Source organism: Streptomyces sp. NPDC041135, from assembly GCF_055592085.1.
Map to the genome: position 1 here is coordinate 19,802 of NZ_JBVIYZ010000002.1, position 24,187 is coordinate 43,988.

A 24,187-nucleotide genomic window follows, 5' to 3' on the forward strand; every position below is an offset into this window, starting at 1 on the left:
CCGCCCCGGCCACCGGCGCATCCGCCGCGGCCGGGGCTTCCGGTACCTCGACGGGGCCGAGCAGGACAGGGCCAGGCACGAGCGGCACTTCCCGCCCGCCCGCCACGCAGGGAGCCGTCGAGACGGCCGTGCTCCGGCTCCTCGACGGCTCCCGCTGACGAGCCGGTGACCCGGCTCGCGTTCTACGCTTTAGGACATGACGGAAGTTTCAGCTCCCTACATCTCCCATCCGCGCATCCTGGTGCTCGGCGTGATGCGCGGGCGGCCCGGCGTGGCACCGTTCCGCATCGTGGAGATCGACGGTCAGGTGGTCGGTGAGGCCCGCGCCGTCACCGACGTGCTGGAGGCCGCCGCGGCCTACGGGATCACGGTCCACGACCTGGACGACCCGGACGTGGTCCGCTGGGTCGGCGGCGACAAGTTCACCTGGTCGCCGCACTAGCGATCCGCGGAGGGGGAAGGGCTAGCCGACCGTCCACTTCTGGTTGGCGCCGCCCGTGCAGGTCCAGATCTGCAGCCGGGTGCCGTTGGCCGAGTTGTTCCCGGTCACGTCGAGGCACTTGTTCGCCTGGGGATTGACGATGTCGTGCGCCGCGGAGACCGCCCACTTCTGGGCGGCCGCGCCCGTGCAGTCCCACAGCTGGACGGGCGTGCCGTCCGCCGTACCGCCGCCCGAGACGTCGAGGCACTTGCCGAGCGCCCGGATCGTGCCGTCCGAACCGACCGTCCACGACTGCGCCCCGGTGCCGTTGCAGTCGTAGAGCTGGACCGGGGTGCCGTTGGCCGGGTTGGCGCCGGCCACGTCCACGCACTTGCCCGCCAGGCCCCGGATCGGGACGCCGGCCGCGCTGTTGCTCGTGGTCACCGAGACCGAGTCCACCACCAGCTGCTGCGGGAAGGCCGTGGAGGCGTCCGGGTCGCCCGGCCAGTAGCCGCCGACCGCCAGGTTCAGGATGAGGAAGAACGGCTTGTTGAACACCCACGTCTTGCCGCCCAGGTCGGCGGGGGTGCGCCGCTCGTAGACGGTGCCGTCCACCGACCAGCTGATCGAGTCGGGCGCCCAGTCGACGGCGAAGGTGTGGAAGGCGTCGGCGAAGACCTGCCCGTTCGGCAGCGTGTAGCCGGCGCCTATGCCGGCCGAGCCGGAGTACCCGGGGCCGTGGATGGTGCCGTGCACGGCCGAGGGCTCGAAGCCGACGTTCTCCATGACGTCGATCTCACCGGAGTTGGGCCAGCCGACCTGCCCGATGTCGGTGCCGAGCATCCAGAACGCCGGCCACATGCCCTGTCCGCGCGGGATCTTCATCCGGGCCTCGACATGGCCGTACTGGGCGGCGAACTTCCCCGAGGTGTTCAGCCGGGCCGAGGTGTACTGGCAGGTTCCGTACCAGCACTGGTAGTTGGCCGGGTTCTCCTTGCGGGCCGTGATCACCAGGTGGCCCTGGCCGTCCAGGGCCGCGTTGCGGTTGCCCGCCGTGTAGTACTGCCGCTCGTGGTTGTTCACGTTGTCGCCGGTCTCCGTCTGCCACTTCGAGGAGTCGGGCGCCGAGCCGGCTGCCCCGTCGAAGGTGTCGGAGAAGGTGGCGGCGGCCGCCACCGCGGGAGCGGCGGCGGCCGCCGGAGCGGCCGTCTGCGCGTGGGCCTGGCCGACGGCGGCCGAGCCGACGAGCGCGGCGGACAGCGCCGCGAACAGACATCTGCGGAGCAGGCGTGGGGAGGCCATGACTCTCCGTTTCGCACCCGAGTGGGTGGTGGGGGGATCCGATGACCTTGATTTAAGAGTTGAGTTAAGGGCGCGTCAATACTTTGGTACGGACCTGTTGCGCGGAGATCACTCCGCGGGCGCGGTCCGCACCCGGCGGTGCACCCCCCGCCCGAGCCGCCGCCCCAGCAGCAGCCAACCCAGCAGTGCCCCAGTGGTGTTGAGGATGACGTCGTCGATGTCGAAGGCCCGCCCGGTGACCAGCGCGCCCTGTGCCAGCTCCACCATCAGCATCACGAGCGCGGTGAGCAGCAGCACCTGGAACACGCCCCGGGCGCGCGGCGCGAGCACGGGCACCAGCACGCCGAAGGGAACCCCCAGCAGCACGTTGCCGCCGATCTGCTTGACCGTCTCGCGGAACGTGCCGTGCTCGAAGTAGGCGTGCAGCGAACGCCCGGGGTGCAGGTTGCTGTGCGTCAGGGCCACCGACGCGGGGGAGGGCTGGAGCGTGAGCCGGGCCAGGACGACGGCGAACGCCACCATGAACACGAACGCCACCAGCATCGCCATGAGCCGGAGGGGGAGCGGCAGCGCGTGCCGCTCGGTCACCGGCCGGGCCTCCCGCACGGGCTCGCGCTCGCGGGGTGGATCGGCCGGCTCCTGCCTGCGCTGCGTACGCAGCGCGGCGGGAAGGCGCAGGGCGGTACGGGCCATCCGGTCCTCCAGTCTCCGACATGCCGGTGTCGTCAGCCGCTTACCCGCCAACCCGTCGGAGATGCCGACGCCGCTCGGCCCGTACGGGAGCCGTGCGGCGTCGGGGGCGGTGTCGCGTCAGGACCCGAAGGAGACGCGCACCGTCGTGAAGCCGAGGGAGTGCAGCAGACCCTCGAGCATCTCCCGGGTGTTGCTCTCGGCCCGGCCGGTCAGACCGCTGTCCTTGGCGGCGTCCCCGATGTGCCGGACGGCCAGCTTCTGCACCGCCTGCTCGCTGTTGGGGTTGCCGGAGAAGACGTCGCCGAGCCGGTCGAGCAGTCCGCGCTGCTTGGAGACGGCGTAGGAGTGGTCGGCGTCCAGGGCCGGGGTGCCGAGGCGGGCGTGCGGCAGCCGGAGCGTGGCGGACGTACGGTCGTCGTTGACCGTGACGTCCCGGTCGCCGACCCGGCCGAGGTCGACGTAGGCCTCGACGGTGCCCGCGCCGACGTACAGGGTGCGGGTGCCGCGGATGGCGTCGGGCAGGAATCTGGTGTCCTTCTCCAGGTCCACGACGACCTGGAAGTTGCCGGACGCGGCGTCGTATCGGCTCATGTCCTGGATGGACTTCAGCAGTGCCGGTCCGGTGCGGTCCTGGGTCTCGGTGCCGAACAGGTCCTTGATGCCCGGCAGTACGGCCAGCCGGATGCCGGCGAACAGCACGACGAGCACCAGGACCAGGGCGCTCACCGCCTTGGCCCATCCGGGCATCCGTCTCGGCGCGGGCTTCGGGGAAGTCGTCATCGTGGCGGTTCTCCTTCCTCCTGACCGGATGCCCGCCGAAGCCCCGGCCAGACCGGCGGGGCCGCGGGAAGGCGCCGGGGCGCCGTGCGCGGGAAGGAGGCGTGGGTCAGGTGGCCGTGCCGGAGGCGGTCTCGGGCTGCTCCAGGGCCGCGTCCAGCGTCGGGCGCGGCGGCAGCAGCCGGGACAGGCCGGTGACCCGCAGGACGCGCAGGGTCAGCGGGTGGACGCAGACCAGGTGCAGCTGTCCGGCGCGTTCCAGGACCCGGGAGCGGGCCCGGTACAGCAGGCGCAGCCCCGAGCAGTCGAAGAACTCGACCTGCCGCAGGTCGATGACCACGCGGGCCCCTGGCCGGCCGGTGACGCGGTCCAGGTAGGGGGCGATCTCCGTGGCGGCCGCGATGTCGATCTCGCCGCGTAACTCGAGCACGGTGTGTCCGCGGTCCCGGTGGACGCGCAGGTGCCGGCTGAGCGGCACGGGTTCCGCGGGGGACTCCCGCCGTGGTCCCTGGTGCACGACGGCCCCACCTCCCACCCGCGCCGGACTGCGCCCCCACACTGCAAGTTACCCTCGACGGAAGGAATTTGAGCATGTTCGATTGACATATGTCTGCGACTTCGGGGCGTGTCGTCCTGTGGCGTGCGCGACAGCCCGCCGCACCACCGGACAGGAGCACGGGCCGGTCGGCCCGGCCCGTGCTCGTCACCCGCGTCGGTGCTCGGCCCGCTCAGTCGGCCAGCAGCACCAGCTTTCCGGTGGTCCGCCCGGTGTCGCCCGCCTTGTGCGCCTCGGCGGCGTCGGCCAGCGGGAAGGTCCCCGCGATGGTGGCCCGCAGCCGGCCCGACCTGGCCAGTTCCGCCACCGACCGCATCCCGGCCCGGTCGGCGTCGACCAGCATCCGTACCGCCCGGACGCCCAGCCGCTCGGCCTCCTCGTAGAACTCGGCGGTGCCGACCGGCAGGATCGACACCACGATCCCGCCCGGGCGCAGCACGCGCAGCGAGGCGACGGAGGTGTCGCCGCCGAGGGTGTCGAGCACCACGTCGACGTCCCGGACCGTCTCGGTGACGTCGGTGGACCGGTAGTCGACCGCCTCGTCCACGCCGATCTCCCGCAGGAAGTCGTGCTTGCCCGCGCTGGCCGTACCGATCACGTACGCGCCGTGCGCCTTGGCGATCTGCACGGCCACGTGGCCGACGCCGCCGGCCGCGGCGTGGATCAGCACCCGCTGGCCGGCCCGCAGTCCGGCCGTCTCGATCAGCGCCTGCCAGGCGGTCAGCGACACCAGCGGCAGCGCGCCCGCCTGGGTGTGGTCGATCTCCGCGGGCTTGTGGACCAGGGCGCGGACCGGGGCGATCACGTACTCGGCGTGCGAGCCGTGGCCGAAGGGGTAGGGCAGCATGCCGAAGACCTCGTCTCCGGGCGCGAACGTGGCCACGCCGATCCCGGTCTCCTCCACCACGCCGGAGACGTCCCAGCCCAGGACGAAGGGCGGCTCGCCCAGGAAGCCGCCGCTGTCCCGGTGCTTCCAGTCGGTCGGGTTGACCCCGGCGGCCCGCACCCGGACCAGTACCTCGTTGGGGCGCGGCGCGGGCCGCTCCAGCTCCACTTCCTTCAGCACCTCGGGACCGCCGAGGACGTCCTGGCTGATGGCACGCATCGTTTTCACATCGCTCATGGTCACTCAGCCTGCCCGGGTCCGCGCGCCCGGGAAATGGCATGATTGCCAACATCCGATACGATCGTGCCATGCGTGGCACACAGAGAACCGAACGGGTCGCCGTCCTCGCCCTCGACGGCGCCTACCCCTTCGAGCTGGGCATCCCCAGCCGGATCCTCGGCGCCGCCGACGGTCATTACGAGGTGCTGACCTGCACGGTCGACGGCCGCCCGGTGCGCACCAGCGCGGACTTCACGGTCACCACCGACCACGGTCCCGAGATCCTGGAGACGGCCGACACCGTGGTGGTCACCTCCATGGCGACCGAGTACGTCCCCACCGAGCTGTCGGACGAGGTCGCCGCCGCGCTCGGCCGCATCCGTCCGGACGCCCGGATCGTCTCCATCTGCACCGCCGCGTTCGTCCTCGCCGCCGCCGGGCTCCTCGACGGCCGCCGGGCCACCACGCACTGGCAGGTCGCCGACGTCTTCCGGCGCCGCTACCCCCGGGTGGAGCTGGACCCGGACGTGCTCTTCGTCGCCGACGGCCGCATCCTCACCTCGGCCGGAGCCGCCTCCGGCGTCGACGTCTGCCTGCACATCGTGCGCACCGACCACGGCAGCGCCCTCGCCAACACGGTCGCCCGCCGCTGCGTCGTACCCCCCTTCCGGGACGGCGGGCAGGCCCAGTACATCGAGCAGCCGGTGCCGGTGGCCGGGGCCGCGGGCACGGCCGCCACCCGGCTGTGGGCGCTGGACCACCTCGACGAGCCGCTCACCCTCTCCGACCTGGCCGCACACGCCCGGATGAGCCTGCGCACCTTCGCCCGCCGCTTCCACGACGAGGTGGGCCTCAGCCCCGGCCGCTGGCTGATCCAGCAGCGCGTCGCCCGCGCCCGCCACCTGCTGGAGGCCAGCGACCTGCCCGTGGACCGGATCGCCGCCCAGGTCGGCTTCGCCACCGGCGCCTCGCTGCGCCAGCACCTGCACGCCGCGATCGGCGTCTCCCCGCAGGCCTACCGGCGCACCTTCCAGACGGCCCGCTGACGCATCCGGCCCGCCGGCCCACATGGCCCGCCGAACACCGAACGTTCCACGCGGTCCCCGCGTCCAAGGGACGTGAACGGCACCGGGGCACAGGGGGCAGGCATGCGCGCGGGACTCGCGGCGGTGGTGGTACTGGCGGCCATGACGGCGGTGGCCTGCGACGACGGCTCCGGGGTGCGGGTGGTGTCCGGCGGTACACCCCCGCCCACCACCTACCGCGGCCCGCTGTACGTGGCGACGGGGACGCCCGACGAGTCGGCCCCCGGGTCGCTGCGCCGCGCCGCGGGCGCCGCGGGCCGGGCGCTGGAGTGCGACGGCGAACTGTACGACGGCAGCGGCCCCGACGGATGGAGCCGGGCGGAGGCGGGGGACACCCCCGAGGAGGGCCTGGACCTCTACTTCGACGTGTTCCAGCCGGAACAGCCCGGCCACGGCTACCGCGTGGAGCGCGCCACGGCGAACCGGGTGCTGTACTCCTTCGACGTGGGCGGCCGCACCAAGGTCGCGGTCGTGGTCGCCAAGGACCAGCCGGACCGCCCCGGTTGGGGCCCGGAGACCAGCGCCTCCTGCGATCCGGCCGAACTCCCCGCGAGCTGGACCGCGTCACGGGGCTGGGAGATCTGGACGGACCGCGACGGCAGGCGGGTCCCGGTCTCGAAGCTCACCTCCTCTCCCGGCGCCGAGCACTGCGGCTGGCAGTCGGCGCACTTCCTCGACCTGGACGGCCGGCACTACGCCCGCGACCCCGAAGGCGTGCTCGACGACAGCCTGACGGCCCCGTACTACGGTGACGCCCGGCTGCCCGCCGACGCCCGCGACACCGGATTCCACTACCGCGACCGGCGGTTGTGGGTGACCGGTGACCCGGCGCGGGTGTACGTCCGCACGCCGGACGGGGTGGAGGCCTGGCCCCGCCTGCGGGACGGCGTCGGCTGCGCCTGAGCCCGGCGCCCGACCGGGCGTGTGGGCGTACGGGTGCGGCCTCAGGACGAAGTTCCATGCGAACAAAGGGATTTGTCGACCTGAAGGGTGACGGCGGAGCGTGACCCACCCCTCACCGCCGAGGGGTGGGCGAGGTTGATCCTCCCGGCCGCGAAACCGATAAGCTCCCCTCCGTCACCGCGAGTTGACGGGCCCCGAGGGTCCGTCCCGCGGTGCGTCCTTGCGAGGGCGGCCTGTGCACACCCCCCATTGTTCGTTGTGTTGCTTCGAAGGATGCAGATGGAACTCGCCACTCCGCCACCGGCGGCGCGGGCCCCTGTCGCCTGGTACAGCTGGTGGCTGATGCCGCTGGCCTTAGGAGGCGGGACGGTCGCCGCGACGTTCATGAGCGCGGACCGAATAGCCGTGGCCGTGGCCGGAACCGCGGCCACCGCGGCCGGCGGCGTCTGCGTACGCCTGCTGCTGCGCACCCGGAGCCGGCTGCACCGGGCCGAAGGCGCCTTCCGGACCACCCAGGCCGAGCACTCCCAGCAGTGGCAGCAGCACGTCGCCGCGCTGGAGCGCACGTTCTCCGCCGAGCGCGCCGCCCTGGAGACCCGGCTGGCCGAGCAGGGCGCCGCCTACGAGGCGCGGCTGGAGGAGCAGACGGCGGCCTACGACACCCAGCTCGCCGACCACGCCCGGACCTACGAGGAGCGCCTCGCCGGTCAGGCCGAGTCCTACGAGACCCAGCTCGCCGAGCGTGCCCGCGGGTGGCAGGAGCGGGCCGAGCGCGAGCGTGCGGCGGTCGCCCGCCTCGCCGGTGAACGCCTCCCCGAGGCACTGCGGCGGCTGCGCGCCGGTGACGCCGTCGACGACCTGCTGCCCACCGCCGAGCAGGACGCGGGGCTCGACCCCGCTCTCCGGGCCGACCTGCGGCGCATCCTGCGGACCTCGCTGATCGGCGTCGAGGAGGAGTTCAACCGCTCCACCTCCGCCGAACAGGCCGTCATCAGCATCGGCAACCGCATCCACGTGCTGACCAGCAAGCTGCGCGGCCGGCTGCACGAGATGCAGGGCGAACACGGACGCCTGCCGGCCGTGGCCCGCGGCCTGATGGAACTCGACCAGGAGATCGGCCCCGCCGACTGCCTCGCCGCCAGCATCGGCGTACTGGGCGGCTCGGACCGGCCCGGACGCCAGTGGCAGGAGCCGCAGCGCCTGCTGAGCGTGGTGCGCGGCGGCATCGGCCGCATCAAGGACTTCCACCGCGTCGAGGTGCGCCACCTGCCCGAACTCGGCGTCGACGGCGGCCTGGTGGACCACCTCACGCTGATCTTCGCCCACCTCCTCGACAACGCGGCCCGCTACTCGCCGCCGAGTGAACCGGTGCTCGTCTCCGGCAAGGAGGTGCCCAACGGCGTCGGCATCGAGATCCAGGACTCCGGCAAGGGGCTGAGCGAGGAGAAGAAGCGCGAGGCGGAGCAGTCCCTCGCCGGCACCGCGGCCGGACCCGGCCTCGGCGGCATCTCGGAGGACGCCAACCTCGGCCTCCGCGTCGTCGGCGCCCTCGCCCGCCGCTACGGCATCCGCGTCACCTTCGCGGACTCGCCCTGGCTCGGCACCTCGGTGGTGGTCGTGGTCCCGCACAAGTACTTCAGTCCGCTGCCCGCGGCCCCCGCCCCCGCCACGGCCCCCACCGCGGAGCCGGCGGCGCACCCCGCCGCCGAGGGCGCACCCGCGGCCGTCGCCGCCCCGGCCGGACAGCACGCCGCGGCCGGTGCCGAGGAGAGCGTGGACACCACCCCCGGCGGCCTGCCCCGGCGCCGCAGCAGGCACCGCGAGCCGGAGCGCGACGCGCACCCCGCCCGCACCCGGACCGCCGCCTTCGCCGCGGTCCCGCCGGAGGAGTCCTTCACCGGCCTCGCCGCCTTCGCGACGGCCGGCCGCGAGGAGCCGGCCGCCCCGCGGACGCCCTCCGCGGCCCCCGGGGCACCCGGCCCCGGCCCCACCGGTCGCGACGGCGCGACCCCCGCCGACGCCGGCCCCGCGACGGGACGCGGGCCGGCCGAGTACCGCACTGAAGAGAGCGACTGGTCCACATGACGCAACAGGGAACCGACGTGAGCTGGGCGCTCCGCGATCTGGTGGAGAGCATCCCGGAGATCCGCTTCGCCCTCGTGGCCTCCAGCGACGGCAAGGCCATCACCTCCTTCGGCGCCGAGGACCCCGACGACGTGGACCGCTTCGCGGCCGTGGTGGCCGGCCTCCAGGCCCTCGCCCAGCCGGTCGCCGAGCAGTTCCCCACGTACGCGGGACAGCTGCGGCTGGCGATGATCGAGGTCGACGGCGGCCATCTGTTCGTCGTCCGGGCGGGCGTCGAGACGTATCTCGGCGTCCTCGCCCGCGAGGGACTCGACCAGGGCCTGCTGGGCCATCAGATGCGGGACCTGTCCCGCCGGATGGGCGAACTTCTCGGCACCTCGCCGCGCCTGGAGGAGCACTCTGGATGAGTGCTCCCCGCCGGCCCGCGGACCCGTCCGGTCTGGAGCGCTACTACGTCCTCACGGGTGGCCGCAGCCGACCGGGCGGGTCCGCGTCGAGCCTCGACGTGGCGACCCTCGTCGTCTCCCGCGCCGCACCCGCACCGGGCATGCAGTACGAGCACGAGGAGATCGTCCGGCGCTGCCGCGAACCGCTGTCGGTGGCCGAACTCGGCGCCCACCTCGGACTGCCCTTCAACATTCTCGCGGTGCTGCTGGCGGATCTGCTGGACGCAGGCCGTATCGAAGCCCGTGACCCGATCCCGGCGCACGACGCCGGCCGCGGGCCCGACCTCGCGCTCCTTCAGGAGGTACTCAGTGGACTTGAAAGGCTTTGACCATCCCGGCCGGCCCGCCGAGGGGGGCATCCGCTCGGTCAAGGTGATGATCGCCGGGGGCTTCGGCACCGGCAAGACCACCATGGTCCGCTCCGTCAGCGACATCAAGCCGCTCACCACCGAGGAGACCCTGACCCAGGCGACGGCCGGCGTCGACCACCTCGTCGGGGTCGCCGACAAGGCCGAGACCACCGTCAGCCTGGACTTCGGCAAGATCGGCCTCAACGACACCCTGACGCTGTACCTGTTCGGCACCCCGGGCCAGGAGCGGTTCTGGTTCCTGTGGAACGGGCTGTTCAAGGGGGCGCTGGGGGCGGTCGTCCTGGTCGACACCCGGCGCCTGGCCTCCAGCTTCCGGGCGATCGAGGAGATGGAGCGGCAGAACGTGCCGTTCGTCATCGCCCTGAACGTCTTCCCCGACTCGCGGGAGCACCCCGTCGAGGAGATCCGGGACGCCCTCGACATCCCCGCCTCCATCCCGGTCGTCGCCTGTGACGCCCGCGACCGGGCCTCCAGCCGTGATGTCCTCGTCGCGCTCGTCCGCCACCTTCAGGAACGCTCCGCCGTCGCTCTGGAGTCCCGATGAACGCGCCCGGCCCCCAGGCTTCCGGCGGCTGCCCGGTGGCGCACGGCGCCGGGACCACCCGGCTGTACGGCCCGGAGGCCCGAACCGGGCCGCACGCCATCTACGCGCGGCTGCGCGGGGAGCACGGCGCCGTCGCCCCCGTCCTGCTGGAGGGTGACATCCCGGCCTGGCTGGTGCTCGGCTACCGGGAGAACCGGCGGGTGCTCGACAACCCGCTCCAGTTCAGCCGTGACTCGCGGATCTGGCGGGACTGGAAGGAGGGCCGGGTTCCCGACACCTCACCGCTGATCCAGATGCTGGGCTGGCGCCCCGACTGCGTCTCCCAGGACGGCGAACCGCACCGCAGACTGCGCGGCGCCGTCACCGACAACCTCCAGAAGGTGGCCGGCCGGGGCATCCGCCGCCATGTCACGCACTACGCCGGCAAGCTGATCGGCGCCTTCGCCGACACCGGCCGCGCCGACCTGGTGAGGGACTTCGCCGACCAACTGCCGATGCTGGCCCTCACCCGGGTGTTCGGCCTCACCGAGAGCGAGGGACGCACCCTCGCCGAGTCCAGCATCCAGCTGCTCAAGGGCGGCGCGGACGCCTACGCGCACAACGAGAAGATCGTCTCCGTCCTCGCCGGGCTCGCCGCCCGCAAGCGCGCCGAGCCGGGCTCCGACTTCGCCACCGGGCTCATCGAGCACCCCGCGGACCTGGACGAGGACGAACTGGTCCAGCACCTGCGCCTGGTGCTGATCGTCGCCCACACCATGACCAGCAACCTGCTGGCCCGGGCGCTCCAGCTGATCCTCACCGACGGCTCCCGGCGCTCCGGCCTGGTCAGCGGCCAGCTGAACATCTCCGCGGTGGCGGAGCAGGTCATGTGGGACACCCCGCCGCTCACCGTGCTGCCGGGCCGGTTCGCGACCTCCGACCTGGACCTGGCCGGCTGCCCGGTCAAGGAGGGCGATCTGCTGGTCCTCGGCCTCGCGGCCGGCAACACCGACCCGCAGATCCGCCCGGACACCGGGGCCTCGGTCGCCGGCAACCAGTCCCACCTGGCGTTCAGCGCGGGCCCGCACGAGTGCCCGGGGCAGAACCTCGGCCAGGCCATCATCGAGACGGCCGTCGACGTCCTGCTGCACCGGCTGCCCGGCCTGCGCCTGGCGGTGGACCCGGGTGACCTCACCTCCACCGCCTCCACGTGGGAGTCCCGGCTGGACAGCCTGCCGGTGGAGTTCGCCGTCTGAGACCGGCCGGCCCGCGGGGCCGGCCGTCCACCGGGGCGGCCGGCCCCGCGGCCGCCGCCCCGTCACACCGCGAGCAGGTCGTCCACCGATCCCCGCCCGGCCAGCTCGGCGGCGGCCGCCGGGCCCTCCTTGGCCGCCGCGTACCGGCCGGAGGTCAGCGCCCACTCGTAGTTGCCGTTGATCCAGTGCTGGACGGCCTCGACGCCCATCCGCACCCGCTCCCGCCCGTCCTCGTCCAGGCCCAGCTCGTCGCACATCCGCCCGACCCGGCCCTGAAGCTCCAGGTACTCCGTGAGGCGGGCGGTGGTCATCCGGTACGCCTCGTCGGCGGCGTCCTGCCAGGTCCCGCCCCGCTCCCGGTGGAGCACGGCTATCAGGTTGTGCCCGTCGCCCCGGCGCCGCTCGCGCTCGAAGGAGTGGATGTCGTTCATGAACCCGATGGTGTCGGCGGCCAGGTCCCGCATCCGCTCCATCAGCGGGTGCGCCTGCACCTGCGCGGGCACCTCGAAGCGGCGGCTGCGCTCACCGGCGTCGATGCTGTGGTGGATGCCGACGGTACGGCGGCGGAAGGCCGTGTACTCCGCGAGGCTCAGCGTTCCGGCCAGCCCTTGGGCCGCCAGATCGACCTCCTCGCAGTGCGCGACCAGGAATCGGCCCCAGGACGCCGCGAACCGTGTCTGCCAGGTCAGGGACATGCCATCCGAGAGGTGCTGCCAGACCTCCGTCCAGGCGAGCGTGATCGGGCACACCACCCGGGGACGGCTGCCGGCCGGACGCAGCGGCGTCACGATCAGCTCCCGCGCCACCTCCGCTATCCGGTCGGCGCGGTCGGGCCGGCCGGTGTCGAACTGGTCGTCGAAGAGGAAGGCGAGGGAGAACCAGTTCATCAGGACGGTCATGTCCTCGGGCGAGGCGTGCGGGTAGGTGCGCGCGGCCGCCTGCGGCAGGTCCCACGACCGGTACTCCTCGAACCCGGCCTCGCTGCGCACCAGGCCCATGTCCCAGATCCAGCGCAGGTGCCGGGAGCGCGCGTACTCCAGGTGCGGGCTGACGGGAGTGTCGAAGGGCAGGTCGAACCGGACGTCCTGAGGCATGTGCTTCCTTTCGGGAGACGGCACGCAGAGTCCCCCCGCCCTGCGGACGAGCGACCGTACGGGCCGCCCGGACACGCGAACTGCCCCTCGGCGCCGATCAGTTGAACCGAGAAGCGGTACGAGGCTGCCCAGAGCGTAAATGATCTACACCGTGACACCACCGTGACGTCTGTTACTGCCCGAGCCTCCTGAGTCGCGTACACTCCGGCGCCCTCCGCACGGCGGGGAGCCGGCGCGCGGGAGAGGCGGCGTACCGGGGAAGCGGGCGGTGGCCGACTGAATCCGGCGGTCGCGGATATCCGCAGGGGGAGGACCCACACCCAGGACCCACACCCCAGGACACGCAGGCATCCCCGGAGGCGACATGGCAGTGGTCAAGGCGGGCATCGTGGTGCTCGACTGCGCGGAACCCGAGAAACTCGCCGAGTTCTACAAGGAGTTCCTGGAAGGTGAACTGACGGCCGCCTCCGCCAACCTGGTGGAGGTCCGCGGCGCCGACGGCATCCGGCTCGGCTTCCGCCGGGACGTCAACGCCGTTCCGCCCAGCTGGCCCCGCCCGGAGAACTCCCTCCAGGCCCACCTGGACTTCCTGGTCGATGACCTGGACGCGGCGGAGCGCCGGGTGGTGGGGCTCGGCGGACGGGCGCTGGAGACGAAGGACGCGAGCGGCCAGTACGAGGAACGCGGGTACGCCGACCCCGCCGGCCACTCCTTCACCCTGCGCCTCGTCCCCTCCACGGCCCCGAAGCAGGGCTAGGGCCTGTCGTTCGGATCATGTCGGCGTCGCGCGAAAGGCGCAGTTCCGCTCAGCCGACCTGATCCGAACGACGGGCCCTGGGCAGACAGGGGAGCCCCTGCTCACACCTGCTGACAACGCCGTCCGGGCCGGCACGTTCGTGCCGGCCCGGACGGTGTCCCGCGCTCGCCCCGGTCAGTCGCGGCCGCCCTTGTCGGCGGCCGGCCAGACGCCCGTCGACCGTTCGATGGCCTTGGCGCCGGTGCGGTCCACGGCGCTGCGCACCACCGCGAAGATGGCGCCCTGGACCGCCGCGGCCAGCAGGACCTCTCCCCAGCCGCGGTCCGGGTCCAGCGCGTCGGGCGCGTCCTCCTCGTGGCGGATCGCCATCCACGCCTTGCGGAAGGCCATCCCGGCCAGCGCACCGCCCGCCCAGCTGAGCACGAAGCCGACCGGCTTGTAGGCCAGGGGGAGGGTCTTCTTCTTGTTCTTCGCCACGCGTCTCTCCTTCGTGATGGCGTCCTCGTCAGGACGCCGGGTCTGCCGGGGCCGGGACCGTCTCGCCCGCCGGCACCGGGCCGGGCGGGGTGCCCTCACCGAACGGCCGCCCGCCCAGCTCCGCCCGGTGGTGCGGGCTCAGCCAGCCGGCGAGGTCCGGGCCCAGCGGCACGATGCCGGTGGGGTTGATGCCGTTGTGGACCTGGTAGTAGTGCCGCTTGATGTGGTCGAAGTCGACGGTGTCGCCGAACCCCGGTGTCTGGAACAGGTCCCTGGCGTACGCCCACAGCACCCGGTTCTCGGCCAGTTTCCAGCGGTTGCACTTGAAGTGGCCGTGGTAGACGGCGTCGAACCGGACCAGGGTGGTGAACAGCCTGATGTCCGCCTCCGTGATCGTGTCCCCGACGAGGTACCGCTGCCCCGTCAGCCGCTCGGCAAGCAGCTCCAGCCGCCGGAAGACGGCCGTGCAGGCCTCCTCGTACTCCCGCTGGTGGGTGGCGAAGCCCGCCCGGTACACGCCGTTGTTGACGTCCTCGTAGACGCCCGCCATCACCTCGTCGATCTCGTCCCGCAGCGCCGCCGGATACAGGTCGGGCGCCCCCTCGCGGTGCAGCGCGCCCCACTCGGTGGCGAGGTCGAGCGTGAGGCGCTGGTAGTCGTTGGTGACCAGCCGCCCGCTCGGTACGTCGACGACGGCGGGCACGCTCACACCACCCGGGTAGCCGCTCTCCCGCTTGTCGTAGGCCTCGCTCAGGAAGCGGATGCCGAGCACCGGGTCGAGGCCGTCCGGGTCCAGTGTGAACCGCCAGCTGCGGTCGTCCTGGACCGGGTCGGTGACCGCCATCGGCAGGGCCTCCTCCAGGCCCAGCAGCCGGCGCGAGATCACCGCCCGGCTCGCCCAGGGGCAGGCGCGGCTGACCACCAGCCGGTAGCGCCCGGCGGCGACCGGCCAGCCGTCGCGGCCGTCGGCCGTGATCCGGTCCGCGAAGTGACTCGTGGACCGCTTGAACGGCTTGTGCCCGTATCCGCGGTTGCCGTCGCCGCTCATGTGTCCTCCTTGCCGGATGTGCCGGGGCAGTGCTCCCGGTGACCGCGTTCCCCGATTTCCGCCGTCGGCACTGCGTGATCCGTCCCCCGCCGGGCAGTCGGCGAAGCGTGGACGGAACCGTCCGCAGCGGAGTGCCGAGGGAGGGGCTGGGACGGTGGACACGAGTCGCACGCGAACGCGCGGGCACGACGCCGAGGACACGGAGCACACCGGGAACACCGGGGACGCCGGGAGCAACGGGAGCGCCGGGGACAGTGAGCGCACGGAGCACGCCGGGCAGACCGGGGACTCCGGGCAGACCGAGGGCTCCGGGCAGACCGAGGATGCCGGGGCGGCCGACGACGGCGGCGCCGGCGAGGACGACCGCAAGACGAAGGTCACCGTGCTGGTGGCGCTCGCCGCCAATCTGGTGATCGCCGTCGCCAAGGCCGTCGGCGGCGTCGTGGCGGGCTCGCCCGCCCTGCTGTCGGAGGCCGCGCACTCGGTCGCCGACAGCCTGAACGAGGTGTTCCTGCTGGCCGCGCTGCGCCGCAGCCGGCGCCCCGCCGACGCCCGGCACCCCTTCGGCTACGGCAAGGAGCGGTTCTTCTGGTCGCTGCTCGCGGCCGTCGGCATCTTCGTCATGGGCGGCTGCTTCTCCTTCTACCAGGGCTACGAGGCCCTGCGCAGCGGCGCGGAGGAGGAGATCAGCGGCTATGTCGTGGGCCTGGTCGTGCTCGGTGTCGCCCTGGTCGCCGAGGGTGCCTCCCTGTACCGGGCGGTGCACCAGGTACGCGCGCAGGGCGGCAGCCTGGGCGATCTGCGCGACCCGGCGCTGCGGACCGTCGTCGCGGAGGACGGCACGGCGGTTCTCGGCGTCACCCTGGCCATCATCGGCATGGCCCTGCACATGGTCACCGGCCAGGTCGTGTGGGAGGCCTCCGCCTCGCTGGCGATCGGCGCCCTGCTCGTGTACGTCGCCTACCGGCTGGGCAGTGACGCCCGTGACCAGCTCATCGGCGAGGCCGCCGACCCGGAGCTGAGCGGCCGCATCCGGTCGCTGCTGCGGGCGCAGCCGGAGATCGACAGCGTGGAGGCGCTGTTCACCATGAAGATGGGCCTGGACTCCACACTGGTGGCCGCCCGGATCGACTTGGTGCCGGGGCTCGACAGCGAGCGGGTGGAAGAGGTCTCCGTGCGCATCAAGCACTCGATCACCCGGACCGTTCCGGAGGCCGACCAGATCTTCCTCGACGTCACGGACCGCCCCGCGGGCGAGGCACGCAAGGACCCCGCCGCGACGGGGGAACGCGGCGGGGCCTGACGCACCGGTGCCCGGCCGGGAATCGGTTCATGCGTCCGTACCGCAGATTTATCTGAAACGGACCGCTTCCCGGCCGGAAATCAGCTCCCGTCCACCGGCTCCAGGACGAACACCGGGATCTCCCGGGACGTCTTCTCCTGGTATTCGGCGTACGGTGGGAAGGCGGCCACCGCCCGGTCCCACCACACGGTCTTCTCCTCGCCGGTGACCTCACGGGCCCTCATGTCCCGCTTGACCGGCCCGTCCTGCAGTTCGACGTGCGGATCGGCCTTCACATTGTGGTACCAGACCGGATGACTGGGCGCGCCGCCCAGGGAGGCGACGGCGGCGTAGGTGCCGTCGTGCTCCACCCGCATCAGCGGAGTCTTGCGGATCTTGCCGCTGCGGGCGCCCCGGGTGGTCAGCACGATCACCGGCAGCCCGGTGTCCTGGAGCGTCGTTCCCTCGGTCCCGCCCGAACTCTCGTACAACTCCACCTGGTCGCGCACCCACTGGGTGGGGCTGGGCTCGTACTCGCCCTCAAGAGGCATGGGCTTCGTCCTCCTCGCTCTCGCGGATCGTCCTGTCGGGTCGTGCAACGCGGGCGGTCGCCCGGATCATCCGTACCACCCCACGCACCTAGGCCAACTCGCGACCGTCACCGGTCTGGCCGAACTTCGTGTCGCCATATAGATGCCTGGGGCATCTAATGGGGATCGGCACGACGCACTTCTTCGTCTGCGAGGTCTCCCATGACGGCACCGACGGAACACCCGGCACGCACGGAACCCACCGCACCCACGGCACGCACGGAACGCACGGATCAGGAACCGACGGAAGCGGCGGAGCCGCCGGACGGCTCCGGCGCGGTGCGGCCGGCCGAACCCGTCCCGTTCCCCCAGGACCGCACCTGCCCCTACCACCCGGCTCCCGGCTACCAGCCGCTGCGCGACGGCCGGCCCCTGGCCCGCGTCACCCTGTTCGACGGCCGCCCCGTCTGGCTGGTCACCGGGCACGCCGCCGCCCGCGCCCTGCTCTGCGACCCCCGCCTCTCCAGCGACCGCGGCCGTCCGGGCTTCCCCGCCCTCACCCCCCGCTTCGCGGCCGCCCGCGGCCGCCGGCCCGCACTGGTCGGCGTCGACGACCCCGAGCACCGCGTCCAGCGGCGGATGCTGGTCCCCTCGTTCACCCTCCGGCGCGCCGCCGAACTGCGCCCCGCCGTCCAGCGGATCGTCGACGGCCTGCTGGACGCCATGATCGCGCAGGGGCCGCCCGCCGACCTGGTCACCGCCTTCGCGCTGCCCGTGCCCTCGATGGTGATCTGCGGCCTGCTCGGCGTGCCGTACAGCGACCACGAGTTCTTCGAGGCGCAGTCCCGCCGGCTGCTGCGCGGCCCGGCCGCCGCCGACAGCCTGGACGCCCGGGCGCGGCTGGAGGCCTATCTGGGTGACCTCGTCGACCGCAAGAGCGCGCGGCCGGAGCCCGGCGACGGCATCCTGGACCAGCTCGTCCACAGCCGGCTGCGCGAGGGCGCCCTTGACCGGGCCGAAGTCGTCTCGCTGGCCCTCATCCTGCTCGTCGCCGGACACGAGACCACCGCCAACATGATCTCGCTGGGCACCTACACCCTGCTCCAGCACCCCGCCCGCCTCGCCGAGCTGCGCGCCGACCCCGCGCTGCTGCCCGACGCGGCCGAGGAGCTGATGCGCACGCTGTCGATCGTCGACGGGCTGCTGCGGATCGCCCTGGAGGACATCGAGGTGGCCGGCGTCCTGATCCGGGCCGGTGACGGGGTGGCGTTCGCCACGTCGGTCATCAACCGCGACGCGTCCGTCTACACCGACCCCGACACGCTGGACTGGCACCGGCCCGCCCGGCACCACGTGGCGTTCGGCTTCGGCATCCACCAGTGCCTGGGCCAGAACCTGGCCCGCGCCGAACTGGAGATCGCCCTGGGCACCCTCCTGCGGCGGCTGCCCGGGCTGCGCCTGGCCGCGCCGGCGCGGGAGATCCCCTGGAAACCCGGCGACACGATCCAGGGGATGCTGGAACTCCCCGTGACCTGGTAAGAGGCTCCTGCCATGCGTATCGACATCGACAAGGACACCTGCATCGGCGCGGGCCAGTGCGCCCTGGCCGCCCCGGACGTCTTCACCCAGGACGACGACGGCTACAGCACGCTCCTGCCCGGCCCGGAGGACGGCGACCGGGGCCCCATGGTCCGGGAGGCGGCCCGCGCCTGCCCGGTGAGCGCCATCACCGTCACGGACACCGCCGGCTGACCCCGGCGCGCTCCCGGCTCGGGCGACCCCTCACCCGCCCGAGCCGGGTTTCCCCGAACGGCCCCGCCCCGCGCGCACGCCGCTGAGTAAGGTGCCCGGATGACCGAAGCCGCCGGGAAGCCCTTCCTCTACGTCGTCGTCTGCGCCGCCGGGATCGCCGCGGACGTCGGGACGCTGATCACCGCCGCGCAGCGGCGCGGCTGGGAGGTCGGGGTGATCGCCACGCCGGTCGCGACCGGCGGCTTCCTCGACACGGACGCCGTCCGGGCGCAGACCGGCCGCCCCGTGCGCACCGCCTGGCGCACCCCGGCCGACCCCCGCCCCTTCCCGCCGCCGGACGCCGTGGTGGTGGCCCCCGCCACCTTCAACACCGTGAACAAGTGGGCCGCCGGCATCGCCGACACCCTCGCCCTCGGCACCCTGTGCGAGGCCGCGGGCCTCGGCGTCCCGATCGCCGTCCTGCCCTGCGTCGCGGACGCGCTGGCCGCCCACCCCGCCTACCGGGAGAGCCTGGCCCGGCTCGGCGGCATGGGCGTCCGCTTCGGCGAGCCGTACTCGGGGGCGCCCGGCGCTGACGGCGGGCGCCCGGACTTCGGCTGGAGCCGCGCGCTGGACCTGCTCGGGCCCGGCCGGTCCGGCACCGGCACCGCGACCGCGCCGGGCACCGGGCACCGTACGGACCCGCCGCCGTCGTAGGCTCCCGGGTGGTAACCGACCCGAAGGGGGAGCAGCGACGATGCAGTACGTGAAGCTCGGTTCGACCGGCCTGGACGTCTCGCGGATCTGTCTGGGCTGCATGACCTACGGCCTGCCCGACCGCGGTGCCCACGAGTGGACCCTCGACGAGGAGACCTCACGCCCGCTGATCCGGCAGGCGCTGGAGGCGGGCATCAACTTCTTCGACACCGCCAACGTCTACTCCGACGGCACCAGCGAGGAGATCGTCGGCAGGGCGCTGCGGGACTTCGCCGACCGCGACGAGGTCGTGCTGGCCACCAAGGTGCACGGCCGGATGCGGCCCGGCCCCAACGGCGGCGGACTGTCCCGCAAGGCGATCATGACCGAGATCGACCACAGCCTGCGCCGCCTCGGCACCGACCATGTCGACCTCTACCAGATCCACCGCTACGACCACGCCACCCCCGTCGAGGAGACGATGGAGGCGCTGCACGACCTGGTCAAGGCGGGCAAGGTCCGCTACATCGGGGCCAGTTCGATGTACGCCTGGGAGTTCTCCAAGGCCCAGTACACGGCCGAGCTGCACGGCTGGACGAAGTTCGTCTCCATGCAGAACCACTACAACCTGCTCTACCGCGAGGAGGAACGGGAGATGCTGCCGCTCTGCGCGGACCAGGGCGTCGCCGTACTGCCGTGGAGCCCGCTGGCCCGCGGCCGCCTCACCCGCGACTGGGGCACCGTGACCGAACGCAGCGCCAACGACGGTTTCGGCGGCCGCCTCTACCTGGACAGCGACCGCTCGATCGTCGAGGCCGTCACCCGGATCGCGGACCGCCGGGGCGTCCCGCGCGCGCAGGTCGCCCTCGCCTGGCTGCTGCGGCAGGACACCGTGGCCGCCCCCATCGTGGGAGCCGCCAGGCCCGGGCACATCGAGGACGCCGTGGCCGCCGTGGAACTCCAGCTGTCCGACGAGGAGGCCGAGGAACTCCAGCAGCCGTACACCCCGCGTGCCGTCAGCGGTCACTGAGGTATTCCACAAGCCGCGGAAAGGAACGGCTTATCAGGCACGGCGTCGACAGGAAGCCGCCGCCGACAGCTCATTGACAACTCGTTGAACAAGCCGGGTGGCCAGGACTTACGCACATTCCCGCGTTCTCTTGTTCCGCCCTCCCGGCCTGTGCCAAGGTGTGCGCTGTCGGCGTGCGGACCATTCATTCCTCCGCGGTATGCGCCCGTCTTGGAGGAATGCAGTCGTGAATGACGCAGGCCTGTCGAATTCCCCGGTTCCCGGCCGGCCGTACGGCGTCACCGACGAGCAGCTGAGCGCCGAACTCAGAAAGTGGACGGGATCGGCGCCCGCGCTGCACACCGTCGGTGAACTCCTCGACCGGCACTGGGAAGCGGCCTTCGCCTACGCCCGGCTGTGCACCGACGGACCGCGCGCCGCCGGCATGCTGACCACCGCCGCCTTCACCCGCCTGTTCGGCGAGTCGCTGCGCCAGGCCGGGCCGACCGCGGCCTGGCGGCCCCATCTGCTGGTCACCGTACGGCGGATCGCCGCCGAGTGGGACGGCGACGGGCGCCGCGAACTGCTCCACCCAGACCTGCGCCCGGACACCGCCGGCCCGGCGGAGCGGGTGGCGGCCCGGCTGCTGCCGCCGGCCGGCCGGCGCACGCTCTCCCGGGCCTTCCAGCGGCTGCCGCAGTCGGCCCGGGCCGTGCTGTGGCACACCGAGGTGGAGGCCGAGCCCCTCGCGGTGCCCGCCGGACTGCTCGGCCTGGACGAGGAGGGCGCCCGGGTCGAACTGCGGCGCGCCCGGGAGCGGTTGCGCGAGGAGTGCCTCCAGGTCCACCGGGAACTCGCCACCGACGACGAGTGCCGGCGCTATCTGCGGCTGCTGGACGTCACCTACCGGCGCGGCGGCGTCGACATCGACCCCGACCTCGGCCGCCACCTCTCCGGCTGCCGGCACTGCCGCCCCACCGCCGACCAGCTCGCCCAGTTCGACGCCGGGCTCGGCCTCGCGCTCGCCGAGGCGGTGCTCGGCTGGGGCGCCGGCGCCTACCTGGAGTCCCGGGCCCTGCCGCGGACCGAGGAGCCCCCGGCGCCGGACGCGGTCCCGGCCCCCGCCACGGCCGGCGCACCCTCCGGCGGCGAATCCTTCACCGCCGCCGTCCCCACCGCCGCCGATCCGACCGCACCGGCCCGGGAGCGCGGCGCGCCCCGCCCGGCGGGCACCGGACCCGCCGGCCCGGCCGGCTCCCGCCGCGCCGCCCGCCGAGCGGTGCGCCGGGTCCGCCGCCGCAACCTGGTCCTCGGCGCGGCCGCCGTCAGCGGGCTGGTAGTGCTGCCGCTGATCCTGTGGTCCGTGCTCGGCTCCGGCGACGACACCGCCCCCACCGCCGGCAAGCATCCCGCCGGGTCCGCCACACCGACCCCGGCCCCCTCCTGGGCGGGCCGCGGCCGCACCTCCCAGGGCACCCTGCGCGGGCGCCTGCACAACCTCGCGTCCGGGCTCTGCCTGGGCGTCGCCGGCAAGAAGGCGGTCAAGGGCGCGGAGACGGAACTCGCCACCTGCTCCGCCGCGGCGAGCGCGCAGTGGGTCTACGAGACCGACGGACTGCTGCGCAACGCCTCCGCCCCCAGCCTGTGCCTGGACTCCCACCTCGGCTACTCGGTCCGCCTCGCCCCCTGCTCCGGCGCCGGCCGGGCGGCCGCGCGCTCCATCCGCTACGACTTCACCCTCCAGGGCGCCCTCGTACCCCGCTGGAACCAGGACCTGGCCCTCGTCCCGGCCGCCACCGACGGCTCCGGCGCCCTGGTGGTCAAGACCCGCGCCGACAGCCCGGCCCAGCGCTGGACCGTCGACACCGCCCAGCCCGACCTCGCCATGCAGCTGGTCGACTGGGCCGACAGCAGCACCCCGCCACCGACGGCCCCGTCGGCCCCGGCCGGCCCTGCTGCCACCAGGACCCCGGTCCCGGCAGCCACCCCGACGGCGACCGCCCCGGCCACCCCTGCGGCCCCGTCCACCACCGCGAGCCCCGACTTCTGCGACGCCTACCCCGCCTTCTGCGACGGGGACGGCGGGGTAGGCGGACACGGCTCCGGAGGCGGCGGAGGCTCCGGTGGCGGTCACCGGCGCGGGCGCTGAGGAGCGGCGCCGATCCCCGGGCGCGGCAGGTCAGTGGTGGTGCGGCGGGGGAGGGATGGTGCCGAGATCCGGGGCCGGTTCCGGCCACACCAGCAGCACCGGGCACGGTGCGTGGTCGACGACGAACCGCGCGGCCGGGCCCAGGCTGTGCGGGCCCAGCCGGCTGCGGTCGCCGTCCCGGGCCACCACCAGCAGCCCGGCCCCCTCGGCGGCCGCGACGACCTCGCGCTCCACGCGTCCGCCGCGCTCCTCCCGGACGCACGGCCGGCCCAGCCGCCCGGCCGCCGCGTCGAGCAGTTCGGCCGCCGAGGTGCCGCCGAGGTCGGCCAGCCGGTCACCGGGGTCCCGACCGCGCGGGCCGCGGCCCAGCAGCCCGGCGAACGCGCCGTGCGCCACCCCGGGCACGTCCGGCCCGCTCACGTGCAGCAGCACCACCTCGTCCGCGTGGGACGCGTGCGTGTCCACGGCGTCCACACAGGCGGGCCAGGTGCCCTCGACGAGCCAGGCGATCACCCGCATACCGGTCGGCCTCCTCCACGCTCACTCACAACCTGCCACACCGCTCGGCCCCGCACCCGCCACCTCGCACATCGGCCGGCACCGGGGCCGTCAGGTCACAGGACCCGCAACGACCCCCACAGCGCCACCACCGCCACGGCCAGCGCCGGAGGCACGGTCAGCAGCCCCAGCCGGCTGAACTCGCCGAGGTCCACGTCGTGCTCGTGCTGGTGCACGATCCGCCGCCACAGCAGGGTGGCCAGCGACCCGGCATAGGTGAGGTTCGGGCCGATGTTCACCCCCAGCAGCACCGCCAGCACCGCCCCCGGACCGGCGGGCGCGGCCAGCGGGAGCAGCACCAGCACCGCCGGCAGATTGTTGATCACGTTGGCCAGGACGGCGGCCAGCGCGGCGACGCCCAGCAGCGCGGCGAGCCCCTCGCCGCCGGGCAGCAGCCGGCCGAGCGCGCCGGCGAGACCGTTGTCGACGACCGCGCGCACCACGATGCCCAGCGCCAGGACGAAGGCCAGGAACGACGGTGCCGCCGCCCGCACCACGGTGCCCACGCCCGCCTGCCGCCGCACCAGCGCCCGCCCGGCCAGCACCAGCGCCCCCGCCGCAGCGGCCCACGCCGGATCGACGCCGAACGCCGACGCCACCACGAACCCCGCGAGCGTGCAGCCGACCGTCACCAGCGCGAACAGCGGCAGCCGCGGTGCCTCGCCGCCGTCCCCGGCCGACGGTGCCGCCGCCGCCAGGTCCCGCGCGAAGAAGCGCCGGAACACCACGTACTCGGCGCCGATCGCCACCAGCCAGGGCAGGGCCATCAGCGCGGCGAACCGGGTGAAGCTCAGCCCGCTCGCCGCGAACGCCAGCAGGTTGGTCAGATTGGACACCGGCAGCAGCAGCGACGCCGTGTTCGACAGATGGGTGCAGGCGTACACGTGCGGCTTGGGCCGGACGCCCGTGCGCGCGGCGGTCGCGAACACGACCGGCGTCAGCAGCACGACCGTCGCGTCCAGGCTGAGCACGGCGGTGATCGCCGAGGCCAGCACGAACACCGCCGTCAGCAGCCGCACCGGACGGCCCCGCGCCCAGCGGGCCGTCCAGGCCCCGCAGGCCTGGAACAGCCCCTCGACGTCGCAGAAGTGCGCGAGGACCAGCACCGCCGCCAGGAAGCCGACCACCGGCCCCAGCCGCTCCGCCTCGGCCCTGGCGTGGTCCAGCGAGATGGCGCCGGTGGCGATCACGATGCCCGCGGCGGGCACGGCCAGCACCGCCTCCGGCCATCCGTGGGGCCGTACGACGGCCCAGGCCAGCACGGCGGCGAGCAGCAGGACGGACAGGGTCTCGGCGAGCGGGGTGTTCAGGGCCGGTACCTCCGGAACAGACG

General features: G+C 73.6%; 26 protein-coding genes. 15 read left to right on the forward strand and 11 right to left on the reverse strand.

The annotated features are described in order from the left end of the window. Window positions 1–196 precede the first annotated feature (196 nt). Window positions 197–442, forward strand: a complete 246-nt coding sequence (locus tag ACZ6CZ_RS04535; RefSeq protein WP_469014465.1) for a hypothetical protein — start codon at window positions 197–199, stop codon at window positions 440–442. 21 nt (window positions 443–463) lie between these two features. Here ACZ6CZ_RS04535 and ACZ6CZ_RS04540 read toward each other — a convergent pair whose 3' ends face one another. The 5 genes from ACZ6CZ_RS04540 to ACZ6CZ_RS04560 form a co-directional block, all read right to left on the reverse strand. Beyond that, complete coding sequence (locus ACZ6CZ_RS04540) at window positions 464–1,723, reverse strand: ricin-type beta-trefoil lectin domain protein (protein WP_469014468.1); 1,260 nt, start codon at window positions 1,721–1,723, stop codon at window positions 464–466. Between the two features lie 108 nt (window positions 1,724–1,831). Next, window positions 1,832–2,416 carry a VanZ family protein gene (locus ACZ6CZ_RS04545; protein WP_469014471.1) on the reverse strand — a complete coding sequence of 195 codons (585 nt, stop codon included), beginning with the start codon at window positions 2,414–2,416 and terminating at the stop codon, window positions 1,832–1,834. A 117-nt stretch (window positions 2,417–2,533) separates the two neighbouring features. Next, window positions 2,534–3,196, reverse strand: a complete 663-nt coding sequence (locus ACZ6CZ_RS04550; RefSeq protein WP_469014474.1) for a DUF4230 domain-containing protein — start codon at window positions 3,194–3,196, stop codon at window positions 2,534–2,536. Window positions 3,197–3,302: 106 nt separating this feature from the next. Further along, window positions 3,303–3,710, reverse strand: coding sequence for an anti-sigma factor antagonist (locus tag ACZ6CZ_RS04555; RefSeq protein ID WP_469014476.1), 408 nt, complete (start codon window positions 3,708–3,710; stop codon window positions 3,303–3,305). Between the two features lie 211 nt (window positions 3,711–3,921). Continuing rightward, on the reverse strand, window positions 3,922–4,872 hold the full coding sequence (locus tag ACZ6CZ_RS04560; RefSeq protein ID WP_469014478.1) for an NADP-dependent oxidoreductase: 951 nt from the start codon (window positions 4,870–4,872) through the stop codon (window positions 3,922–3,924). A gap of 71 nt (window positions 4,873–4,943) precedes the next feature. Between ACZ6CZ_RS04560 and ACZ6CZ_RS04565 the strand changes: the two genes are divergently transcribed. From ACZ6CZ_RS04565 to ACZ6CZ_RS04595, 7 genes are all read left to right on the forward strand, one after another. Continuing rightward, window positions 4,944–5,900: a GlxA family transcriptional regulator gene (locus tag ACZ6CZ_RS04565; protein ID WP_469014481.1), complete on the forward strand. Its 957-nt coding sequence runs from the start codon at window positions 4,944–4,946 to the stop codon at window positions 5,898–5,900. A gap of 102 nt (window positions 5,901–6,002) precedes the next feature. After that, a complete protein-coding gene (locus tag ACZ6CZ_RS04570) occupies window positions 6,003–6,842 on the forward strand; it encodes a hypothetical protein (protein ID WP_469014483.1) in 840 nt (279 codons plus the stop codon). A 279-nt stretch (window positions 6,843–7,121) separates the two neighbouring features. Next, window positions 7,122–8,927: an ATP-binding protein gene (locus ACZ6CZ_RS04575; protein WP_469014485.1), complete on the forward strand. Its 1,806-nt coding sequence runs from the start codon at window positions 7,122–7,124 to the stop codon at window positions 8,925–8,927. Next, window positions 8,924–9,334 (forward strand): roadblock/LC7 domain-containing protein, encoded by a 411-nt coding sequence (locus tag ACZ6CZ_RS04580; RefSeq protein WP_365703184.1) that lies wholly within the window; start codon window positions 8,924–8,926, stop codon window positions 9,332–9,334. Before ACZ6CZ_RS04575 ends, ACZ6CZ_RS04580 begins: the two co-directional genes overlap by 4 nt. Next, complete coding sequence (locus ACZ6CZ_RS04585) at window positions 9,331–9,702, forward strand: DUF742 domain-containing protein (RefSeq protein WP_469014488.1); 372 nt, start codon at window positions 9,331–9,333, stop codon at window positions 9,700–9,702. Before ACZ6CZ_RS04580 ends, ACZ6CZ_RS04585 begins: the two co-directional genes overlap by 4 nt. Further along, window positions 9,683–10,288 carry a GTP-binding protein gene (locus ACZ6CZ_RS04590; protein WP_469014490.1) on the forward strand — a complete coding sequence of 202 codons (606 nt, stop codon included), beginning with the start codon at window positions 9,683–9,685 and terminating at the stop codon, window positions 10,286–10,288. Before ACZ6CZ_RS04585 ends, ACZ6CZ_RS04590 begins: the two co-directional genes overlap by 20 nt. Further along, window positions 10,285–11,523: a cytochrome P450 gene (locus ACZ6CZ_RS04595; RefSeq protein ID WP_469014493.1), complete on the forward strand. Its 1,239-nt coding sequence runs from the start codon at window positions 10,285–10,287 to the stop codon at window positions 11,521–11,523. Before ACZ6CZ_RS04590 ends, ACZ6CZ_RS04595 begins: the two co-directional genes overlap by 4 nt. A gap of 62 nt (window positions 11,524–11,585) precedes the next feature. Here ACZ6CZ_RS04595 and ACZ6CZ_RS04600 read toward each other — a convergent pair whose 3' ends face one another. Next, a complete protein-coding gene (locus ACZ6CZ_RS04600) occupies window positions 11,586–12,617 on the reverse strand; it encodes a 7-epi-alpha-eudesmol synthase (RefSeq protein ID WP_469014495.1) in 1,032 nt (343 codons plus the stop codon). Between the two features lie 364 nt (window positions 12,618–12,981). Here ACZ6CZ_RS04600 and ACZ6CZ_RS04605 point away from each other — a divergent pair, with 364 nt between their 5' ends. Next, window positions 12,982–13,374, forward strand: coding sequence for a VOC family protein (locus ACZ6CZ_RS04605; protein ID WP_469014498.1), 393 nt, complete (start codon window positions 12,982–12,984; stop codon window positions 13,372–13,374). A 174-nt stretch (window positions 13,375–13,548) separates the two neighbouring features. Here the strand turns inward: ACZ6CZ_RS04605 and ACZ6CZ_RS04610 are convergent, their stop codons facing one another. Beyond that, a complete protein-coding gene (locus ACZ6CZ_RS04610) occupies window positions 13,549–13,851 on the reverse strand; it encodes a DUF4235 domain-containing protein (protein WP_469014501.1) in 303 nt (100 codons plus the stop codon). 28 nt (window positions 13,852–13,879) lie between these two features. Then, window positions 13,880–14,899 (reverse strand): glutathione S-transferase family protein, encoded by a 1,020-nt coding sequence (locus tag ACZ6CZ_RS04615; RefSeq protein ID WP_469014505.1) that lies wholly within the window; start codon window positions 14,897–14,899, stop codon window positions 13,880–13,882. A 382-nt stretch (window positions 14,900–15,281) separates the two neighbouring features. Here ACZ6CZ_RS04615 and ACZ6CZ_RS04620 point away from each other — a divergent pair, with 382 nt between their 5' ends. Then, entirely contained in the window at window positions 15,282–16,202 is a 921-nt protein-coding gene (locus ACZ6CZ_RS04620; protein ID WP_469016516.1) for a cation diffusion facilitator family transporter, read from the forward strand. 80 nt (window positions 16,203–16,282) lie between these two features. Here the strand turns inward: ACZ6CZ_RS04620 and ACZ6CZ_RS04625 are convergent, their stop codons facing one another. Further along, entirely contained in the window at window positions 16,283–16,732 is a 450-nt protein-coding gene (locus ACZ6CZ_RS04625) for a nitroreductase family deazaflavin-dependent oxidoreductase (protein ID WP_469014507.1), read from the reverse strand. Between the two features lie 201 nt (window positions 16,733–16,933). Here ACZ6CZ_RS04625 and ACZ6CZ_RS04630 point away from each other — a divergent pair, with 201 nt between their 5' ends. The 5 genes from ACZ6CZ_RS04630 (at window position 16,934) to ACZ6CZ_RS04650 (ending at window position 22,296) form a co-directional block, all read left to right on the forward strand. Further along, window positions 16,934–18,250, forward strand: coding sequence for a cytochrome P450 (locus ACZ6CZ_RS04630; protein ID WP_469014510.1), 1,317 nt, complete (start codon window positions 16,934–16,936; stop codon window positions 18,248–18,250). A 12-nt stretch (window positions 18,251–18,262) separates the two neighbouring features. Further along, complete coding sequence (locus tag ACZ6CZ_RS04635; protein WP_469014512.1) at window positions 18,263–18,463, forward strand: ferredoxin; 201 nt, start codon at window positions 18,263–18,265, stop codon at window positions 18,461–18,463. A 99-nt stretch (window positions 18,464–18,562) separates the two neighbouring features. Further along, a complete protein-coding gene (locus ACZ6CZ_RS04640) occupies window positions 18,563–19,159 on the forward strand; it encodes a flavoprotein (protein ID WP_469014515.1) in 597 nt (198 codons plus the stop codon). 40 nt (window positions 19,160–19,199) lie between these two features. Continuing rightward, a complete protein-coding gene (locus ACZ6CZ_RS04645; protein WP_469014519.1) occupies window positions 19,200–20,168 on the forward strand; it encodes an aldo/keto reductase in 969 nt (322 codons plus the stop codon). Between the two features lie 226 nt (window positions 20,169–20,394). Then, window positions 20,395–22,296 carry a ricin-type beta-trefoil lectin domain protein gene (locus ACZ6CZ_RS04650; RefSeq protein WP_469014524.1) on the forward strand — a complete coding sequence of 634 codons (1,902 nt, stop codon included), beginning with the start codon at window positions 20,395–20,397 and terminating at the stop codon, window positions 22,294–22,296. Window positions 22,297–22,326: 30 nt separating this feature from the next. Here the strand turns inward: ACZ6CZ_RS04650 and ACZ6CZ_RS04655 are convergent, their stop codons facing one another. After that, window positions 22,327–22,815, reverse strand: a complete 489-nt coding sequence (locus ACZ6CZ_RS04655) for a universal stress protein (protein WP_469014527.1) — start codon at window positions 22,813–22,815, stop codon at window positions 22,327–22,329. A 95-nt stretch (window positions 22,816–22,910) separates the two neighbouring features. Continuing rightward, complete coding sequence (locus tag ACZ6CZ_RS04660) at window positions 22,911–24,164, reverse strand: arsenic transporter (protein WP_469016518.1); 1,254 nt, start codon at window positions 24,162–24,164, stop codon at window positions 22,911–22,913. Between the last annotated feature and the right edge of the window lie 23 nt (window positions 24,165–24,187).

What these genes read in the sequence shown, in the direction of transcription:
- ACZ6CZ_RS04535 (WP_469014465.1), top strand. Translation starts at nt 197, where the DNA reads ATGACGGAAGTTTCAGCTCCCTACATCTCCCATCCGCGCATCCTGGTG.
- ACZ6CZ_RS04540 (WP_469014468.1), bottom strand. Translation starts at nt 1,723, where the DNA reads ATGGCCTCCCCACGCCTGCTCCGCAGATGTCTGTTCGCGGCGCTGTCC.
- ACZ6CZ_RS04545 (WP_469014471.1), bottom strand. Translation starts at nt 2,416, where the DNA reads ATGGCCCGTACCGCCCTGCGCCTTCCCGCCGCGCTGCGTACGCAGCGC.
- ACZ6CZ_RS04550 (WP_469014474.1), bottom strand. Translation starts at nt 3,196, where the DNA reads ATGACGACTTCCCCGAAGCCCGCGCCGAGACGGATGCCCGGATGGGCC.
- ACZ6CZ_RS04560 (WP_469014478.1), bottom strand. Translation starts at nt 4,872, where the DNA reads ATGAGCGATGTGAAAACGATGCGTGCCATCAGCCAGGACGTCCTCGGC.
- ACZ6CZ_RS04565 (WP_469014481.1), top strand. Translation starts at nt 4,944, where the DNA reads ATGCGTGGCACACAGAGAACCGAACGGGTCGCCGTCCTCGCCCTCGAC.
- ACZ6CZ_RS04570 (WP_469014483.1), top strand. Translation starts at nt 6,003, where the DNA reads ATGCGCGCGGGACTCGCGGCGGTGGTGGTACTGGCGGCCATGACGGCG.
- ACZ6CZ_RS04575 (WP_469014485.1), top strand. Translation starts at nt 7,122, where the DNA reads ATGGAACTCGCCACTCCGCCACCGGCGGCGCGGGCCCCTGTCGCCTGG.
- ACZ6CZ_RS04580 (WP_365703184.1), top strand. Translation starts at nt 8,924, where the DNA reads ATGACGCAACAGGGAACCGACGTGAGCTGGGCGCTCCGCGATCTGGTG.
- ACZ6CZ_RS04585 (WP_469014488.1), top strand. Translation starts at nt 9,331, where the DNA reads ATGAGTGCTCCCCGCCGGCCCGCGGACCCGTCCGGTCTGGAGCGCTAC.
- ACZ6CZ_RS04595 (WP_469014493.1), top strand. Translation starts at nt 10,285, where the DNA reads ATGAACGCGCCCGGCCCCCAGGCTTCCGGCGGCTGCCCGGTGGCGCAC.
- ACZ6CZ_RS04600 (WP_469014495.1), bottom strand. Translation starts at nt 12,617, where the DNA reads ATGCCTCAGGACGTCCGGTTCGACCTGCCCTTCGACACTCCCGTCAGC.
- ACZ6CZ_RS04605 (WP_469014498.1), top strand. Translation starts at nt 12,982, where the DNA reads ATGGCAGTGGTCAAGGCGGGCATCGTGGTGCTCGACTGCGCGGAACCC.
- ACZ6CZ_RS04615 (WP_469014505.1), bottom strand. Translation starts at nt 14,899, where the DNA reads ATGAGCGGCGACGGCAACCGCGGATACGGGCACAAGCCGTTCAAGCGG.
- ACZ6CZ_RS04625 (WP_469014507.1), bottom strand. Translation starts at nt 16,732, where the DNA reads ATGCCTCTTGAGGGCGAGTACGAGCCCAGCCCCACCCAGTGGGTGCGC.
- ACZ6CZ_RS04630 (WP_469014510.1), top strand. Translation starts at nt 16,934, where the DNA reads ATGACGGCACCGACGGAACACCCGGCACGCACGGAACCCACCGCACCC.
- ACZ6CZ_RS04635 (WP_469014512.1), top strand. Translation starts at nt 18,263, where the DNA reads ATGCGTATCGACATCGACAAGGACACCTGCATCGGCGCGGGCCAGTGC.
- ACZ6CZ_RS04640 (WP_469014515.1), top strand. Translation starts at nt 18,563, where the DNA reads ATGACCGAAGCCGCCGGGAAGCCCTTCCTCTACGTCGTCGTCTGCGCC.
- ACZ6CZ_RS04645 (WP_469014519.1), top strand. Translation starts at nt 19,200, where the DNA reads ATGCAGTACGTGAAGCTCGGTTCGACCGGCCTGGACGTCTCGCGGATC.
- ACZ6CZ_RS04655 (WP_469014527.1), bottom strand. Translation starts at nt 22,815, where the DNA reads ATGCGGGTGATCGCCTGGCTCGTCGAGGGCACCTGGCCCGCCTGTGTG.